The following is a 16,921-nucleotide window of genomic DNA, read 5'->3' on the forward strand; positions in this document are numbered from 1 at the left end:
AAGCGGAGATTTTAAAATACTGCCTGCACACGCTAAAATGGTTCAGGTTATCGCAGCGGTGCGAATTGCTGCTGATAATGAGACGTTTCATTCTGCGTAACACCGTTCCCGTCTACGGTCGGCCGGTACGTCACGCGCAGATAAAATCCAAGGGTTGAACCGGCGCGCTAAAAGGCGCGTGTCTGAACTGCCCAGTGACTAGAAAAGGAGCCATCATGGCTGTCAAAATTAAACTGCAGCGCGTAGGTAAGATCCGCGCCGCTGAATACCGCGTAGTTATCGCTGATGCTCGTACCCGCCGCAGCGGCAAGGTCATCGAGAACATCGGCATCTACCACCCGAAGGAAGAGCCTTCCCTCATCAAGATCGACTCCGAGCGCGCACAGCACTGGTTGTCCGTTGGTGCACAGCCCACCGAGCCGGTCTTGGCACTGCTGAAGGTCACCGGTGACTGGCAGAAGCACAAGGGCCTGCCGGGCGCAGAGGGCACCCTGAAGGTTGCTGAGGAGAAGAAGTCCAAGCTGGACCTCTTCAACGAGGCATTGGCTGAGGCTAATAACGGCCCAACCATCGAGGCCATCACCGAAAAGAAGAAGGCCAAGGAAGAAGCAAAGAAGAAGAAGGAAGCTGAAGAGGCTGCTGCAGCTGAGGCTGCCGCTGCTGCTGCCGGCGAAGCAGACGCTGAAGCAGAAGCTTCTGAGGAGTCCGCAGAGTAATCTGCTCGGGTTTCTAGCGCCCTCTACCAATAAGAGGGCGCTTGCATAAACTTCATCCCCCACCTGCCATCGTTGCATTGACATACGGTGGCGAGTGGGGGATTTTGCGCGCTTGGCCGGCGCGCGGCCGCCACAGGCTAGTGCCTAATGCTCCCCATCGTGTGGGCGCAGTTCGGGGTAATTGCCATATACATCGTTCGGATCTTCAAAATCCATCCCGCGCAGGCTACCTGCGACGACGGGCTTGAAAAGTTTATAGATTTCTTCCCGCGGCAGCTTGGACAGGGGGCCGTCAATGGCAAGCACGGTAAAACCGTGGACGGCGGACCAGGACAGCAAGCTATTGTGCAGGAAATATTCTTTCTCGGGCGTTTGGCCTAGGGCCTGCGCATGGCGCGCCAAGAGATCGAAGTAGCGCTGAATCAGGTTCAGGTGTTCGCTTTTTGGATCATCGGGGGTTGACGGATCCACGCCGAGCATAAAGCGCAGCGCCTTCCACTCCAGCATGCAGCGGAAGAAATTCGTTTCATCCAGGGCGAAGTCGAGGTAGGCAAAACCTATCTGCACGAGGTGATCGGGGAAGGCAAGGTCACCAGCTTCATTGGTGGTGCGGTGCAGGCGGCGCACAAGCTCATCGGTGGCGAGTTCGGCCACCTTATCGTGTAGCTCTTCCTGGTCCTTAAAATGCCGGTAAGCGGACGTAGGGGACACTCCTGCCGCGCGGGTGACGGCGCGGATGGTAATAGCCTCAGGACCTTTTTCTTTGCCTAATTGCACGGCGATGCGCAGCAGCTCGTCGTGGAGGTTTCCGTGGTGATAAGGCTTGTTACGAGACTGCGTTGTATCCAAAATCTGTCCTAACCGTGTGTGTATTTCAATTAGCCCGTAAGCATCGTTAAAAGCATCAGTGCAGGCTGCGCGTCCGCCTGTTGTGCGGGCGAATCCGAATCCATCTCCGGCAGGGGCGCGGCAACGCTATGTACTGTATAAGCCGGCAAGTGCACCATATTACCCGGGGATAGGGTGACCGTTTTCTCCCCGCAGGTGAACTTCACCTCGCCGCGTATGGCCTGCACGGTAATCGGGTGGGCGGCTTTGTGGTCCGGCAAGGTTTGCCCCGGTGCGAAGCTAAAAAGGATGAGGTTGGCGCGCTCACCGTTCAAGACCCGCTTGACCCCAGGGCGCTTGCGCTCAGGATCGGTGGCAGGCGCCAAGGCTACGAGGTCAAGGTCAATCAAGGGCGAGTGCGGTGCCTCCTGATGTGCACCGCGTGGCTCGGAAGCAGGGTTGGGTGAGTCGTTCATGCCACAAGCCTAATCCTTGGCGGCGGGATTGTGGGGAACGCGGCAGGAGATAAACGCAACGGGGTGCATGCGGTAAACTTTGCGCCATGGAATTGATGATTGGGCGCGTCATTAAGTCGCACGGTATCAAGGGAGAAGTGGTGGTAGAACCCACCACCGATGAGCCTGAGGTGCGCTTTGCAGTGGGAGAAAAACTGCAGGGAAGGCAGGGCCGCAAGGAACACGAGTTGACCATCTCTGCGGTGCGCAGCCACAAGGGCAGGCTTTTGGTGACGTGCAAGGAAATTGCCGATCGCACCCAAGCGGATAGCCTGCGCGGCACCCAATTTTTCGCCGCCCCATTAGAAGATGATGACGAGGGCTTTTATGATCACGAGCTCGAAGGCCTGCGCGTTATCCGCGACGGGGAAGACATCGGCGCTGTGGTTTCCGTCGTGCACGGGCCTAGCCAAGACCTCTTAGAGGTTGAACTGTCTACGGGTAGTTCCGCCTTGGTGCCCTTTGTCCATGCCATCGTCCCAGAGGTCGATGTGGAAGCCGGCACGTGCACCATCCAACCCCCAGAAGGGTTGTTGGATCTATGAGGCTCGATGTGGTGACCATCTTTCCGGAATACCTGCAGCCGCTGCGCCATGCCCTTTTGGGCAAGGCCATCGAGCAGGGCCGCCTTGAGGTGGGCGTGCACGATCTGCGGCAGTGGGCCACGGATGCGCATAAATCGGTCGATGACTCGCCCTTTGGCGGCGGCCCAGGAATGGTCATGAAGCCTGAGGTATGGGGCCCTGCGCTTGACGATGTCGCCCTCGGAACCACCGCCCCCACACTCGACTCCTCCCTGCCGCACCTCAACCGGCCTCGACACGACGAACTAGAGGGCGTCGAAGCTCGGGCCTATGGCGCCGATGCGGCGCACGAGGAGCGAGAGAGCAACAGTGAAGATAGCGATCTCCCGCTGCTCTTGGTTCCCACCCCGGCTGGCGCGCCTTTTACCCAGGCGGATGCGCGGGCATGGTCTACCGAGGAGCATATTGTTTTTGCCTGTGGGCGTTACGAGGGCATCGACCAGCGCGTGGTTGAAGATGCAAAGAAGCGCTACCGCGTTCGGGAGGTATCCATCGGGGATTATGTGCTCATTGGCGGGGAGGTCGCCGTATTGGTGATTGCAGAAGCCGTCGTCCGCCTTATCCCCGGGGTATTGGGCAATAAGCGCTCGCATGAGGAGGATTCCTTTTCTGATGGCCTGTTAGAGGGACCGAGCTATACCAAGCCGCGGGAGTGGCGCGGGCTTGCGGTGCCGGAGGTCCTGACCTCTGGAAACCATGGGCTGGTGGACCGGTGGCGCAGGGAACAAGCATTGGAGCGCACCTGGCAGCGCCGCCCCGAGTTATTGGAACACGTGGAATTGAGCAAGGCGGACAAGGCATATCTAGCGCACGTGCGCGAGCGTGAATCTGAAGGAGAGTCACAGTAGTGCAGGTCAGCGTGGATCTTTCTGTGCTGATGACCCAGGAAGAATGGGAAGGATGCCAGGAAGATATGCCGCAGAAATTACGCGATGCAGGTTTTACGCCGGTAAATATTTTTGCCACCGTGGTTGCCCCATCGGCGCCGAAAGATAGCCCATTGGCTCAAGAATATGCCTTCAGCAATGGAACCGCGGCAGAAGGAACGCCGCTGTGGCGGGTCATCGTCAATGGCGATACCGCAGCAGCCCTGCCTTCCGTCGCGCCGGTGGTTGCTGAGTGCCTACCGCCCACCGCGGCGTGGTTGGGGAGCACGGAAATTGGCCATACCGAATTCGCGTGGTCGGCCGAGCCCGTATGGAGCGCAGAATCCTCCGAAGAAATTTAAGAAAAGCTCTCTAGAAAAACGTGTATCGATGCTGGGTAGTGCTACTGTAAGTGCAGCATTTACTCGCATTTTTTACTTGCTCTCCAAGGATCTCTCGCATGACTTCTCCCAATGGAAATGACTTTGGCGGATACAACCAACAGCCGCAGTACAACCAGTACCCCGCGTATTCCCAGCCGCAACAGAGCCGCGGCGGGAATGGGGCCATGATTGCGGCGATCATTTTGGGAGTTGTGGCGCTATTGGCCGTTGCTGCTGCCGCATTCTTTTTCGTGCAGGGAAATGGCAATAAGTCCAGCGCCACCGCGCAGGAAAGCCAATTCCAGCAAAAGGTTGACTCCACCAAGGTCGATGCCAAGGAAGACGGGAAGTCTGGCAGTGAAGCTACCGTGACCAAGACCGAACAGGCTCCCGCGCCCGCACCAGCACAGGCGGCTGCAAGCAGCGGCAATGGGCACTCGTGGGGCGATTACACGAGCTATTACGCGGCCACGAGCAAAACCTCAGAGGCCTTTGCCAAAAACGTCTACAACACCTTCATGAATAACTGGGTGGCCGGTGGCGGAACGAATGCCACCTTGAGCGTTTATTCTCCTACTACCGGTGGTACCTACACGATGTACTGCTCCGGCAGCTCCTCGCGGGTAAGCTGCACCGGCGGCGATCGGGCCGAGGTAGTCATCCACTAAATCGGGGCGTCTTTTACTCCTCTTCTTCCTGCTTGTAGCGTGCGGGAGGGAGAGGATTTTGTGTGTCCGGCGGTGGCAGGCCGGGGCGGTGGACAAGGCATGCGGTAGATTGGGTGGGTCCCGTACCAAGCTTTGAAATAGAAGTGTGAGGAATCTACGTGAATATTGCGGCCACCATCGCGGCGGAGATCGGCGCTCAAGAAACCCAGGTTTCGACGGCGCTGAAACTCCTTGCGGAGGGAAATACCGTGCCTTTCATTGCGCGCTATCGCAAGGAGGTCACGGGTGGTTTGGATGACGCGCAGCTGCGCACCATCGAAGAGCAGGCCACCTACCTGCGCGAGCTAGAAGAGCGTAAAGAGACGGTCCTTGCCGCCATTGATGAGCAGGGCAAGCTTAGCGATGACCTGCGCGGCCAGATCCTTGCCTGCGATACCAAGGCGCGGCTTGAGGATTTGTACCTGCCGTATAAAAAGCGGCGTAAGACTAAGGCTGATATCGCGCGCGAAGCCGGCTTGGAAGAGCTGACCGACACATTGATCGCGCAGCCGCAGGCCCAGCCGGAGGAATTAGCGCAGGGCTATCTCACGGAAGGTTTTCCCGATACCAAGAAGGCGCTGGAGGGTGCGCGCTCCATCCTCATTGATCGCTTCGCACTCGATGCAGACTTGGTCGGTGGCGTGCGCGAGCGCATGTTTAACCAGGGTGCCATGCAAGCGCAGGTGGTGGAAGGAAAGGAAGCCGAGGGCGTGAAGTTCAAGGATTACTTCGACTTCAACGAGCCTTTTTCTTCGCTTCCTTCCCACCGCATTCTGGCGCTCCTGCGCGGGGAGAACGAGGGAGTGCTGCAGCTGCACCTGGATGCCGGTGACGATGCCGACTACGAGGACCTCATTGCGGATCGCTTCGGTCTGGATCGCAGCTCCGCGTGGCTGGATAACGCTGTGCACTGGGGATGGCGCACCAAATTGTATGTTTCCTCCAGCCTGGATGTGCGCATGCGCTTGAAAGAAGTAGCAGAAGAAGGCGCCCTCAAGGTCTTTGCCACGAACCTGCGCGACGTGCTGCTTGCTGCCCCTGCGGGCCAGCGCGCGACGATCGGCCTCGATCCGGGCTACCGCAACGGCACCAAGTGTGCCGTGGTGGATAAAACGGGCAAGGTGCTCGATACCACCATTGTCTATCCTCACCAGCCGCAAAACCAGTGGTCGCAGGCGGTGCAGACCCTGTCCACGCTGTGCGCGCAGCACTCGGTTGACCTTATGGCCATCGGCAATGGCACTGCGTCTAGGGAAACGGAAAAACTTGCACACGAGATTGCTGACCTGCTCAAGCAGGCTGGCGGCCAGCGTCCGACGCCCGTCGTGGTCTCCGAATCCGGGGCATCGGTCTACTCCGCATCGCAGTTGGCGGCGGAGGAATTTCCCGATATGGATGTCTCGCTGCGCGGGGCGGTCTCCATCGCCCGGCGCCTGCAGGATCCGCTGGCAGAGCTGGTAAAAATCGATCCTAAGGCCATCGGCGTGGGCCAGTATCAGCACGATGTGAACCAAACGTCGCTGGCGCGCACGCTGGACGGCGTGGTGGAAAGCGCCGTCAACGGCGTTGGAGTTGACCTCAATACGGCCTCGGCGCCGCTCTTGGAGCGCGTGGCGGGTATTAACCCCACCATCGCCGCCAATATCGTGGCCTACCGCAATGACAATGGCTCTTTTGCCACCCGGAAGGAGCTGAAGAAGGTGCCGCGCCTGGGGCCGAAGGCCTTTGAACAGTCCGCCGGCTTCCTGCGCATTAATGGGGGAGCGGACCCGCTCGATGCGTCTGCGGTTCACCCCGAGGCCTATCCCATTGTGACGCGGATTGCGGAGCAGACGGGGCTGGGCATCGGCGAGCTCATTGGCAATACCCGCGTGCTGGACAAGCTGGATCCCGCCAATTTCGCCGATGAAACCTTCGGTATCCCAACTGTGAGCGATATCATCGCCGAGCTGGATAAGCCCGGCCGCGATCCGCGCCCTGAGTTTAAGACCGCCACCTTTAAAGAAGGCGTGCATAAGGTCTCTGACCTTACCCCAGGCATGGTGCTGGAGGGCACGGTCACCAACGTCGCGGCCTTCGGCGCGTTTGTGGATGTCGGCGTGCACCAAGACGGACTCGTCCATGTCTCTGCAATGAGCCATCAGTTTGTTTCTGATCCCCATGAGGTCGTGCGCTCCGGCCAGGTGGTCAAGGTCAAGGTGATGGAGGTCGACGTCGATCGCCAGCGCATCGGCCTATCGCTGCGGCTGGATGATGAGCCGGGACAGCCCGCGCCGAAGCGCCGCGGCGGCGACTCGCAGCGCGGATCCGGCAAGCGCGGCGGTCAAAAGCCTTCGCGAGCAGCGGGGAAGAAGGGCGGACGCAACTCCGATCGTGGAGGCTCCCGCGGGCGCCCGGCAGCCAAGGGGACCATGGCCGATGCCCTGAAGAAGGCCGGCTTCTAGCTTCTCTGTGCAGCGGCCTACCAGCACCGCAGGGTGGGCCGCTGCTTGGGGCCGCGGTGGGGAAAATATCCCCGCCAACCGCGGACGACCCGAAAAATATGACCGCCACATTACAATCGATGCGGACTCCCACATCCAATAATGGTAAGTTTGACAAAACTAAGTAAATGGCGTCCTTCTTCTCCTGCTTCAGCGAGGTGCTCCTGGGCAGATGGGGGCAAGGGGGACGCTGAACTACTGCCATAAGGAGACAACTATGAGTCGTGCGGCCGATAGCGGTCACGGTGCCGAGGACACTGCAGCGATGGCCTCGATAAGCGGCGAGGAACACAAGAGCCGGGGAGTGCTGGGCTGGCACCGCCTCCTGGACTGGCGCCCACGCAGCGCTTTGTCGCGGGTGCTTATCGTATTCTTCCTCGTTGCGCCCATCATCGTGGCCGGAACCATGATGTGGGCCATGTGGGATCCATCCAAGTACATGCGCAATATTGACCTCGCAGTGGTCAATGAAGACGCCGGCGTGGACAAGCAGGGCAAGCACACCAACTATGGCGACCAAGTGGTCGAGGGCCTGCTGGAGACTGACTACCTCAAATTCTCTGAGGTCAACAAGGACGAAGGCGAAGAGGGTCTGGTCAAGGGCAAGTACTTGATGGTGGTGACTATCCCGAAGAACTTTTCCGAACAAGCCGTCACCATCATCAGCGATAAGCCCGAAAAGCCTGAGATCAACTTCGCCACGAATGACTACTACGGCACGAATGGCTCGGTGATTTCCTCCAGCCTTATTCCGCAGGTACAAACGAGCGTGGAAAACGCCATTTCCAAAAAGTACGCCGACCAGGTTATTGAGGGGCTTACTAAGCTGAGCGACGGCCTGGGCAATGCCGCGGACGGCGCGGGGCGCCTCGATGAGGGCGCTGGAAAGCTGCAAGAGGGCGGCGGGCGCGCGGTTGAGGGCATCAACAAGCTCGACAACGGTGCGGGCACGCTCAATAACGGCACAGCCGAGCTCCTCAACGGAACGACGCGGCTCAATGACGGCGTCGGGCGGTTGAATGATGGTGCAGGCAAGCTGAGTGATGGCGCGGCGCGCCTCGATGACGGTGCCTCCCGGCTTGCCGATGGCTCCGATAAGCTCCTTGCCGGTACCGGCCGCCTTGCCGATGGTGCGGGCCAGATCGACGCCGGGGTCAATCAGCTCACCGGCATGCTCATCCCCGTGCTGAAGCAAGCCCAAGCCGTGGTTCCTGGCCTTACCCAGCTGGTAGACATCCTGCGCGGGCTCGGCATGACCCAGCAAGCGGATCAGCTCTACTCGTTGGTATCCAGGCTCGATCCTGCCTCTAGTGGAAATATGGTGGGGCAGCTGGAGAAGCTTTCCGCAGGTACCGGGCAGCTGCACTACAACCTGTCCGATCCGCAATCGGAATACCTCGGCGGGCTGACTTCACTGAATGGCGGTGCGCACCGCCTATCCGATGGCATCAAGGAGCTGCGCGGCGGAGTTGGCAGGCTTAGCGACGGTACCTCGCAGCTGCAGGACGGTGCGACCCGCTTGCAGGATGGTGCCTCCCGCCTCCACGATGGCACGGGCGCGCTCAAGGAGGGCACCGGCCGCCTGGCTGAAGGCGGAACCGAGCTCAAGGGCGGCTTGGACCGCCTCAAGGAAGGCTCTGGCGAGCTATCTACGAAGCTTGCCGAAGGCGCCGCCAAGGCCCCTACCATTTCCCGCCCAGAGGATTCCGCACAAAATATAGCGGTTCCCATTAACTTCACCGCATCCAATGTCCATCCCGTGCAGACGGTGGTCAACCCAGCGGACCCGACCGAAAAGAGTATTACCGGCGGTGCCTCCATGCTCTTCGTGCTCGTATTCGGCTTCCTCGTCATGCTGCTCTTGGCGATGACGCTGCCGTACTACATGGTGCGCCGGGGAGCCCGCGTCGCCAGCCCGGCCCGCAGCGTATTCGGCGCCTTTGCCGCGCTGACCGGCCTAAACTTCCTCATACTGGCGTTTATGGCCCTGATGTCTTCCACCTTGGGGTGGCAGCCGGCAAGCTGGTCCATGATCGCGCTCGTGCTCGCCGCGATTTCCGCCGTGGGTGCGGCGACCTATCAGTTCTTCCTGATTACCTTCGGGCGCAAGATCGGTTCGATCTTTGCAGCCGGCGCGTTCGCCCTGGGCGTGATGGTCTTTGGCGGGGTCTGGCCGGTCCTGGCGATTCCGCGCGCGCTCAGCCTGCTGCACCCTTTCCATCCGATGTCCTACGCCAAGGACGCGTTTACCCGCGCTACCGACGGTATTCATGATGGCACATTCTGGAGCAGCATCATTATCCTCTTTAGCATCACGGTGGGTGCCGTGGTGGCGTCGTACTTGGTCTTCCGGGCGCGATACCTGGGCACGGCAAAGATCCTCGATGAGCACCACTCCATCCTCCGCTCGCCCATGCCTGCCTAAGGCGTGCTGAGTGTCCGGCTCGCCCCAGGTAGGGTAGTAAATCCGCGAAGTTGAGGAATTTGGAATTGGCCGGTTCCTATGGAAAGATAATCCATCGTTCTATGTAACGGGCACGAACCGGTCAGGCCTCCTGGCCGCCAGGGTCCTCTGTCCCAAACTGAAAAGGAATATTGGTATGACCAACATTATCGACAAGGTCGATGCAGCGCAGCTGCGCGACGACATCCCCTCCTTCCGCCCCGGCGATACCCTTGACGTCAACGTCAAGGTTATTGAGGGTAACAACGAGCGTGCACAGCTCTTCAAGGGCATCTGCATCCGCCGCCAGGGCTCCGGTATCCGCGAGACCTTCACCGTGCGTAAGGTTTCCTTCGGTATCGGCGTAGAGCGTACCTTCCCGGTTCACTCCCCGAACCTCGAGTCCATCAAGGTCTCCCGTCGTGGCCGCGTTCGCCGTGCGAAGCTGTACTACCTGCGCGATCTGCGCGGCAAGAAGGCTCGCATCAAGGAGCGTCGCTAGTTCTAGCGCCCGCCCTGGGCAGCGCATATCTCCCTTCCTTTCCTGCATGCACAGTGCCGGAAAGGGAGGGAGATTTTTATTGTGCACTCCTCGAATCATTTCGATTTCCTGTGAATCGCCCTGCAGTCACGGGAGCCAATCCAGATTGCGGGCATGCAGTTGCTAGGATCTGACGGGTGAATAACGAAAGCATCTCGCAGGGCAAAGAAGCGGCCGCGGAGGAAAAACAAATGCCGTGGTGGCTGGAGACTCTCGTAGTCGTCGTCTCCGTGCTGGTGGTCGTGGGGCTATTCCAAAACTTCATCGGCCGCCAATACGTGATTCCCTCAGGATCCATGGAGCCGACGCTGCATGGCTGTGAGGGATGCACGAATGACCGCATCTTTACAGAAAAGGTCTCTTACTACGGCGATAAGGGGCCAGAGCCAGGCGATGTCGTGGTCTTTAAGGGCACCGACGATTGGAACGGGAGTTACGTCTCCCCGCGCTCATCAAATGCTGTCATTCACGGCATTCAGGATGCGCTGAGCTTTATCTCCTTAGCACCGCCAGATGAAAATACCCTGGTCAAACGCGTTATCGCCACCGGCGGGCAGACGGTGTCCTGCCAAGAAGGCGATCCCGCCGTCATGGTGGATGGCAAGCCCATCAAGCAGGATTACGTGCAGGATCCGCCGACCTACCCGGTGGATGAATCGACTGGATCGGAAGCCTGCGGTGGCCCGTATTTCGGCCCGGTGAAGGTGCCTGAGGATAATATCTGGGTCATGGGGGATAACCGCACCGCATCTGCCGATTCGCGCTACCACATGGGCGATAACTTCCACGGCACGATCCCAGTAGATAACGTGCGCGGAAAGGTGCAGTTCGTATTCTGGCCATTCAACCGCATTGGTGGGGTCGATGACCCAGACATCCAAAGCTAAACCACAGCAACAGCGCCTGCGCACCCGCGATTTCCTTGCGCCGGTCATAGGCGGCTTCGTGCTCCTAGTCTTATTGCAGGCATTCGTTGGCCGGATGTATGTCATTCCCTCCGCGTCGATGGAGCCCACGCTGCATGGCTGTACTGGCTGCGATAATGACCGCATTGCGGTGCAGAAGATGAGCTATTACTTCCACGACCCGGACCCAGGCGATGTCGTGGTATTTGAAGGACCTGAGTCCTGGAATACGGAATTTGAGGTGCAGCGCTCCGATAACGTGCTGGTGCGCGGTGCCCAAAACGCCTTGGCGTCGGTGGGGCTTTTGCCCAATGGGGAAAATATCCTGGTCAAGCGCGTTATCGCCACCGAGGGCCAGACGGTCAAGTGTGAGGAGGGCGATTCCGCGGTGATGGTGGATGGTGTACCGATAGACCAGAGCTTCACGTTGGATCCGCCCGAGATCCCGGTTGATCCCGGCTCCGGCTCGCAGGCCTGCGGCGGCCAATACTTCGGTCCCGTGACCGTTCCAGAAGGCAATATGTGGGTCATGGGGGATAACCGCACCAATTCCCTGGATTCTCGTGCGCACATCGGCGATCACCTGCAAGGCACCGTGCCGGTGGACAACGTGCGCGGCAAGGTAGAGGCCGTGGTCCTGCCCGTATCGCGCTTTGGCGGCATTGACGATCCGGATATCCAGGATGCGGCGGCTTAAACAGCAACGCACCTTTGAAGTGGCGTTGGCCAAGGCAGGGCTCGGCCCCGTCGCCGGGGTGGATGAGGCCGGCCGCGGTGCGTGCTGCGGCCCCATCACCATCGCCGCCTGCATCCTGCCCGAGCGCATCGTGGGCGAGTTGGATACCTTAACCGATTCCAAAAAGCTCACTCCCCGTCAGCGCGAAAAACTCTTTCCCATCATCAAAGACAAGGCTGTGGACTGGTCTGTGGTGCATATTGGTGCGGGGGACATCGACAAGCGTGGCATCCAGCACGCCAATACCTCGGGCATGCGCCGGGCAGTAGCGCGCCTGGAACAGCGCCCAGGCTATGTGCTTTCCGATGCCCTCTTTATCCCCGGCCTCACCCAACCCCACCTGCCCATCGTTGGTGGGGACGCGGCGGCGCGGTGCATTGCGGCGGCGAGCGTGCTGGCCAAGGTAAGCCGAGATCGCCTCATGCGGGATCTAGACGAGCGCTTTCCGGGTTATGGATTGGCTGGGCATAAGGGCTATGGAACCAAGGCACACGAGGCCGCGATTGCCGCTTTGGGGGCGAGTCCAGAACACCGCATGAGCTACAGCAATGTGCAGCGCGCGCATGCCCAATTCACTGCGCGTGCCTAGCGAAAATTGTCGTTTCTGCGCGCTAAGCTAGGGCGAGCTATCCCATATTTTGGAGGTCCACAGTGAGTGCAGAGGAACTCGAAAACTACGAGGCAGAGGTAGAGCTGTCCCTTTACCGCGAATATCGTGATGTCGTCAGCCAGTTTTCTTATGTCGTAGAAACCGAACGACGTTTCTACCTGGCCAATGCCGTAGAACTGATTCCCCATACCGCCGGGCCCGATGTGTACTACGAGGTGCGCATGTCCGATGCCTGGGTGTGGGATATGTACCGTTCCGCCCGATTCGTGCGCTATGTCCGCGTCATTACCTACAAGGACGTCAATATCGAGGAACTGGACAAGCCGGATTTCATCATGCCGGACTAGGGCACTGGGCGCCTGTCAACCCGGCGCCCGCTCCATCCCGCCGCAGCTGTGGATAACCCTTCGTGATGCCGAAGTTATTCACATCCGCGGCGGTTTTCTGGTTTTCGGGCTTGTATCCGGCCCGCATCCTGCGGTGTTCTGTGCGTGCAGCACAAACAGCACGAAAGAAAAGGACGCCGCACATGCAATTTGCATCCGATAAACACCTCGCTACGAAGCACCCCCGGCACAGGCAAGAACTGGGAAAGCGGGGAGAATCATTCGCCGCGCGCTACCTCCGCGAGCGCGGTTCCGACATCATTGCCGCCAACGTCTCCTACCGAGTGGGAGAAATCGACCTTATTGCCCGCGAGCCCGATGGCACGATCGTCTTCGTAGAGGTAAAAACCCGCTCTACCGCGAGCTTTGGCACAGCCGAGGCGGTGACCCCACACAAGCTTGCCCGCATGCGCAGGGCCGCCGTCCAGTGGCTAGACGGCAAGCCGCTGGCTACCGTACGCTTCGATGTCATTGCTCTCGTGGTCAATGGCGAGGGTTTTGAACTAGAGCACTTTACGGGGGTCGACGATGGCCCTCGGTAAATGCTTAGCAGTCTCCCTGCACGGCGTGCTCGCCCGCGTCATCAACGTCGAAGCCAACGTAGGGCATGGCCTGCCCGGAATCCATGTGGTGGGGCATGCGGATACCGCGATATCTGAATCCCGCGACCGCATCAAGACCGCCGCCGCGAATTCCCGCCTGCCATGGCCGAAAACCAAGGTCATCGTCTCCATGTCGCCGGCCTCTCTACCAAAATCAGGCTCCCACTTTGACCTGCCCATGGCCCTTGCGATTCTCGCCGCCCACGTAGAACAGCACGGCGCTGATTACGCGCGCTCTGTGCAGTCACCCAACCGGGTCCTTGAAGAAACCCTGGTGCTCGGGGAACTGGGCCTGGACGGCACGGTTAGAGCAGTCCCTGGCATCATCCCAGCGCTTCTCGCCGCCCGCGAGGAGGGCATTTCTACGCTGGTTATTCCGCCAGGAAATGCGGCCGAGGCCACCCTCGTTCCCGATTTGAATGTGCTGGTTGCAGCCACGCTCTTTGATGCCTTTGCGTGGGCGCTAGGAGAGCGCGACCTGCCCCGCGCGGCCGAGTGCTGCTCTGATCAACCCGCACCGGCGCCCGCACAGGAGCGGCTAGATTTCTGCGATATAGCCGGACAACACCATGCCAAGTGGGCGGCGGAAGTCGCTGCCGCCGGTGGGCACCACCTGTTGATGATTGGCCCACCAGGCTCGGGAAAATCCATGATCGCCTCGCGCCTGCCCAGCATTCTTCCGGCGCTAAGCCCAGACCAGATGGTAGAAACCACCGCGGTCCACTCGCTCACGGGGACCCCCGGTGAAGTGGTCTCCCACGCGCCCTTCATCGCCCCGCACTCTTCGGTTACCCGTGCGGCGCTCCTTGGTGGTGGAAGCGGCCATCCTCGCCCAGGGGCGGTGAGCCTGGCCCATAATGGGGTGCTCTTCCTCGATGAGGTCAGCGAGGTAAGCGCCCCAGTCCTCGACGGCATGCGCGCGCCTTTAGAAGAAGGTCATGTACGCCTGGCACGCGCGCAGCAGGAGATTGACTACCCGGCGCGATTCCAACTGATTATGGCCGCTAACCCCTGTCGGTGCGCCGCCGAGGATCCCTCTCAATGCACGTGCAATCCGCATGACCGGCTTCATTATCTATCGAATCTCTCCGGGCCGTTGCGCGACCGCTTGGACATGGTGGTCACCCTCTCCGGACAGTCAGCCACCATCAATGCTGAGGGCGAAGAATCCTCTGCCGCCATTGCCGAGCGGGTCGCCGAAGCCCGCGACCGTGCCCGGGCGCGCTGGGCGGCCGACGGCATTCCCGCCCGCGTCAACGGCGCCGTGCCCTCGTCCTATTTGCGCCGGCACCGCCCCGCATCTGAGTCCGCGATGATCATGTTGTCTGCCTACCTTGCCGAGGGCGAGATTTCGCAGCGCGGCATCGACCGCGTCCTGCGCGTGTCGTGGACCTTGGCCGACTTGCACGGCAGTTCCACACCCGATCTTGCGGAAGTGGGTCAAGCCCTCGACCTTCGTTCGAGCCAAACGGTAGGGAGGATTTCGGCATGAGCGATCTTGATTTATCGACTCCACTTGCCACATGGGTATATCTCAATCGCGTGGTGGAAGGCCCGTCCGCCTCCTTGCAGGCCTTGCTGGAACATCATTCGGCCGAAGAGATTGCCCACGGGATTTATCACCGAGCCGATTGGATCGGGCCTCTCTTAGCGCGCACCGCCTCACGGTTTGATTGGGTGCGGCAAAAAGAAGACCTCGCCGCCGCAGAGCGCGTGGGGGCGCGATTGATCACTGCCGATAGCCCCGAGTGGCCAGCCGAGGCGTTTTCTTCTGCCTTTGGTTTTTACCAGAATGGCGCGGACGCGCCGGCCACATTCGATGAGCAAGCAGTACCGCCGCATAGCTTGTGGGTACGCGGCTCAGCGCTTAAACCCGAGGTAGGGCAGGCCGTGGGAATCGTGGGCACGCGCGCCATTTCGCGCTACGGGTGGCAGGCAACCCAAAGTGTGGTCTCAGGCCTAGTGAACCATCAGTGGACTATCGTCTCCGGCGGGGCTTTGGGAGTAGATACCGTGGCGCATGAGACCGCCTTGCACAATGCGGGGCGCACCGTCGCGGTCGCCGCGTGCGGAATCGACAAGAATTACCCGGCCCGCAATGGTGGACTCTTTGACCAGATAGCCGATAATGGCTGCATCGTCTCCGAATTCGCTCCCGAGACAGCACCCAAGCGGCATCGCTTCCTCATTCGCAACCGCCTTGTTGCGGCGCTAAGCCAAGGAATCGTGGTCATGGAAGCGGCATATCGCTCGGGTGCGCTTAATACCCTCAACTGGGCAGAAGCCTTGGGGCGCGTTGCCATGGCGGTGCCGGGGCCAATTACGACGAGTGGCTCACTCGGGTGCCACCAGCGCATCCAGGACGGGCGGGCCCAGTTGGTCGCCAGCGCCGACGAAGTCCGCGCCCTGGTGGGCCGCGCCGGGACGGTTGATCCGGAGGCGCAGTATGAAATGAATTTTGCGGCGTCTTTAACGCAGCGATTATCGCGGAATGAGCTGCGGGTCTTTGACGCGACCCCGCCGCCAGGAAGCCCTCCGGCTACTGCTGAAGATATTGCGCGGGACGCGGGATTCCGCCTGCCCCTTACTATCCACTTATTGCTTGCCCTAGAGAAAATGTGTGTGATCGTGCGGGAGGGAAATAACTGGGTTCGCTTAGAGATGGGCTGAAAAACAAGTAAACTCGTGGGGTATGAGTGACAAACGGAAGGCCGCAGAAAGCCATGGCCCGGTCGGGCAAATGGACGAGGCCATCAAGGACTTTGCGGACTTCCAACTCTGCGTCAAGGGCCGTGCGGAGGCCACGGTGCGTGGCTACCGCGCGGACTTAAAAAACCTGGCTCAAGACATCGATACCTTTGAGGACTTTAACCTCAATAACCTGCGGCAGTGGCTGGGCAACGCGGTCGCAGAAGGAAAGGCGCGCGCAACGCTGGCGCGCAGGACTGCCTCAGTTAAAGCCTTTTCTACCTGGGCGGAAAGGGAAGGCTACCTAAGCCGCGATGTCGCGGCGCGTTTGGTAACACCGAAGGTGGGCCAGCATCTTCCAACAGTGATGGCACCGCAGCAGGCGGGCGAACTTGTGGGCAACGCCGTTTCTGTCGATGAAGCGCATTTTCAGCGCGATAGCGCGATTTTGGAGTTGCTCTATGCCACCGGAATGCGCGTGGCGGAATTGGTCCGCCTCGATATAGAAGACGTGGACTTTAAGCGGTCCACCGCACGTGTTACCGGTAAGGGAAATAAGCAACGGGTCGTGCCCTTTGGTGCCGCCGCAACCGATGCCCTGCAGCAGTGGATAGACGGCGGGCGCAAAGAGATGGCGCGGGGAGATACCCAGGCCGTCTTTGTAGGCAGCAGGGGAGCGCGCATTGACCAGCGCCAGGTGCGGCGCATCGTGGACAAAGCCGCCACGGTCACCGGCACAAGTGGCCTAACCCCGCACGGGGTGCGCCACCTTGCGGCTACACATCTCTTAGAAGGCGGCGCGGACCTGCGCGTGGTCCAAGAGTTACTGGGGCACTCGTCTTTGAGTACCACGCAAATCTATACACATGTCTCCGCAAAGCGGCTAAAGCAGGTTTATTCCCAGGCCCACCCGCGGGCCTGAGTGATT

The 16,921-nt window shown here is 60.1% G+C and carries 18 protein-coding genes; 16 read left to right on the forward strand and 2 right to left on the reverse strand.

The genetic code is table 11. The annotated features are described in order from the left end of the window. The first annotated feature begins 215 nt into the window (after positions 1–215). Complete coding sequence (rpsP, locus tag ACP8KU_RS04150; RefSeq protein ID WP_005283672.1) at positions 216–716, forward strand: 30S ribosomal protein S16; 501 nt, start codon at positions 216–218, stop codon at positions 714–716. A gap of 144 nt (positions 717–860) precedes the next feature. On the opposite strand, the gene ACP8KU_RS04155 is transcribed toward rpsP, so the two are convergent. Both ACP8KU_RS04155 and ACP8KU_RS04160 read right to left on the reverse strand, forming a co-directional pair. After that, complete coding sequence (locus tag ACP8KU_RS04155; protein ID WP_484484028.1) at positions 861–1,565, reverse strand: TetR/AcrR family transcriptional regulator; 705 nt, start codon at positions 1,563–1,565, stop codon at positions 861–863. A gap of 29 nt (positions 1,566–1,594) precedes the next feature. Next, the gene (locus tag ACP8KU_RS04160) at positions 1,595–2,020 is read right to left on the reverse strand and encodes a cupin domain-containing protein (RefSeq protein WP_005278635.1); all 426 of its coding nucleotides are present in this window, start codon (positions 2,018–2,020) and stop codon (positions 1,595–1,597) included. 86 nt (positions 2,021–2,106) lie between these two features. Between ACP8KU_RS04160 and rimM the strand changes: the two genes are divergently transcribed. The 15 genes from rimM (at position 2,107) to ACP8KU_RS04235 (ending at position 16,915) form a co-directional block, all read left to right on the forward strand. Next, the gene (gene rimM / locus ACP8KU_RS04165; protein WP_484484029.1) at positions 2,107–2,604 is read left to right on the forward strand and encodes a ribosome maturation factor RimM; all 498 of its coding nucleotides are present in this window, start codon (positions 2,107–2,109) and stop codon (positions 2,602–2,604) included. Next, positions 2,601–3,491 carry a tRNA (guanosine(37)-N1)-methyltransferase TrmD gene (gene trmD / locus ACP8KU_RS04170; RefSeq protein ID WP_484484030.1) on the forward strand — a complete coding sequence of 297 codons (891 nt, stop codon included), beginning with the start codon at positions 2,601–2,603 and terminating at the stop codon, positions 3,489–3,491. The genes rimM and trmD overlap by 4 nt, the downstream gene beginning before the upstream one ends. Beyond that, positions 3,491–3,871: a hypothetical protein gene (locus ACP8KU_RS04175; protein ID WP_237799440.1), complete on the forward strand. Its 381-nt coding sequence runs from the start codon at positions 3,491–3,493 to the stop codon at positions 3,869–3,871. Before trmD ends, ACP8KU_RS04175 begins: the two co-directional genes overlap by 1 nt. 98 nt (positions 3,872–3,969) lie before the next feature. Then, positions 3,970–4,560 (forward strand): hypothetical protein, encoded by a 591-nt coding sequence (locus ACP8KU_RS04180; RefSeq protein WP_484484031.1) that lies wholly within the window; start codon positions 3,970–3,972, stop codon positions 4,558–4,560. 158 nt (positions 4,561–4,718) lie between these two features. Continuing rightward, positions 4,719–7,043, forward strand: coding sequence for a Tex family protein (locus ACP8KU_RS04185; RefSeq protein ID WP_484484032.1), 2,325 nt, complete (start codon positions 4,719–4,721; stop codon positions 7,041–7,043). Between the two features lie 256 nt (positions 7,044–7,299). Continuing rightward, a complete protein-coding gene (locus ACP8KU_RS04190) occupies positions 7,300–9,507 on the forward strand; it encodes a YhgE/Pip family protein (protein WP_484484033.1) in 2,208 nt (735 codons plus the stop codon). Between the two features lie 175 nt (positions 9,508–9,682). After that, positions 9,683–10,027, forward strand: coding sequence for a 50S ribosomal protein L19 (gene rplS / locus ACP8KU_RS04195; RefSeq protein ID WP_005278655.1), 345 nt, complete (start codon positions 9,683–9,685; stop codon positions 10,025–10,027). A gap of 230 nt (positions 10,028–10,257) precedes the next feature. Then, complete coding sequence (lepB, locus tag ACP8KU_RS04200) at positions 10,258–10,953, forward strand: signal peptidase I (protein ID WP_239269541.1); 696 nt, start codon at positions 10,258–10,260, stop codon at positions 10,951–10,953. Further along, positions 10,931–11,668: a signal peptidase I gene (gene lepB / locus ACP8KU_RS04205; RefSeq protein ID WP_237800503.1), complete on the forward strand. Its 738-nt coding sequence runs from the start codon at positions 10,931–10,933 to the stop codon at positions 11,666–11,668. Before lepB (ACP8KU_RS04200) ends, lepB (ACP8KU_RS04205) begins: the two co-directional genes overlap by 23 nt. Next, on the forward strand, positions 11,646–12,296 hold the full coding sequence (locus ACP8KU_RS04210) for a ribonuclease HII (protein ID WP_198010383.1): 651 nt from the start codon (positions 11,646–11,648) through the stop codon (positions 12,294–12,296). The genes lepB (ACP8KU_RS04205) and ACP8KU_RS04210 overlap by 23 nt, the downstream gene beginning before the upstream one ends. 62 nt (positions 12,297–12,358) lie before the next feature. After that, the gene (locus ACP8KU_RS04215; protein ID WP_005278666.1) at positions 12,359–12,664 is read left to right on the forward strand and encodes a DUF2469 domain-containing protein; all 306 of its coding nucleotides are present in this window, start codon (positions 12,359–12,361) and stop codon (positions 12,662–12,664) included. Positions 12,665–12,846: 182 nt separating this feature from the next. Beyond that, positions 12,847–13,245 carry a YraN family protein gene (locus ACP8KU_RS04220; RefSeq protein ID WP_278722863.1) on the forward strand — a complete coding sequence of 133 codons (399 nt, stop codon included), beginning with the start codon at positions 12,847–12,849 and terminating at the stop codon, positions 13,243–13,245. Then, on the forward strand, positions 13,232–14,797 hold the full coding sequence (locus tag ACP8KU_RS04225; protein WP_484484035.1) for a YifB family Mg chelatase-like AAA ATPase: 1,566 nt from the start codon (positions 13,232–13,234) through the stop codon (positions 14,795–14,797). The genes ACP8KU_RS04220 and ACP8KU_RS04225 overlap by 14 nt, the downstream gene beginning before the upstream one ends. Then, positions 14,794–15,975, forward strand: a complete 1,182-nt coding sequence (dprA, locus tag ACP8KU_RS04230) for a DNA-processing protein DprA (protein WP_284897824.1) — start codon at positions 14,794–14,796, stop codon at positions 15,973–15,975. The genes ACP8KU_RS04225 and dprA overlap by 4 nt, the downstream gene beginning before the upstream one ends. A gap of 22 nt (positions 15,976–15,997) precedes the next feature. Beyond that, entirely contained in the window at positions 15,998–16,915 is a 918-nt protein-coding gene (locus tag ACP8KU_RS04235) for a tyrosine recombinase XerC (RefSeq protein ID WP_284609130.1), read from the forward strand. Positions 16,916–16,921: the final 6 nt, after the last annotated feature.

The organism is Corynebacterium sp. LaCa_282 (genome assembly GCF_057198125.1).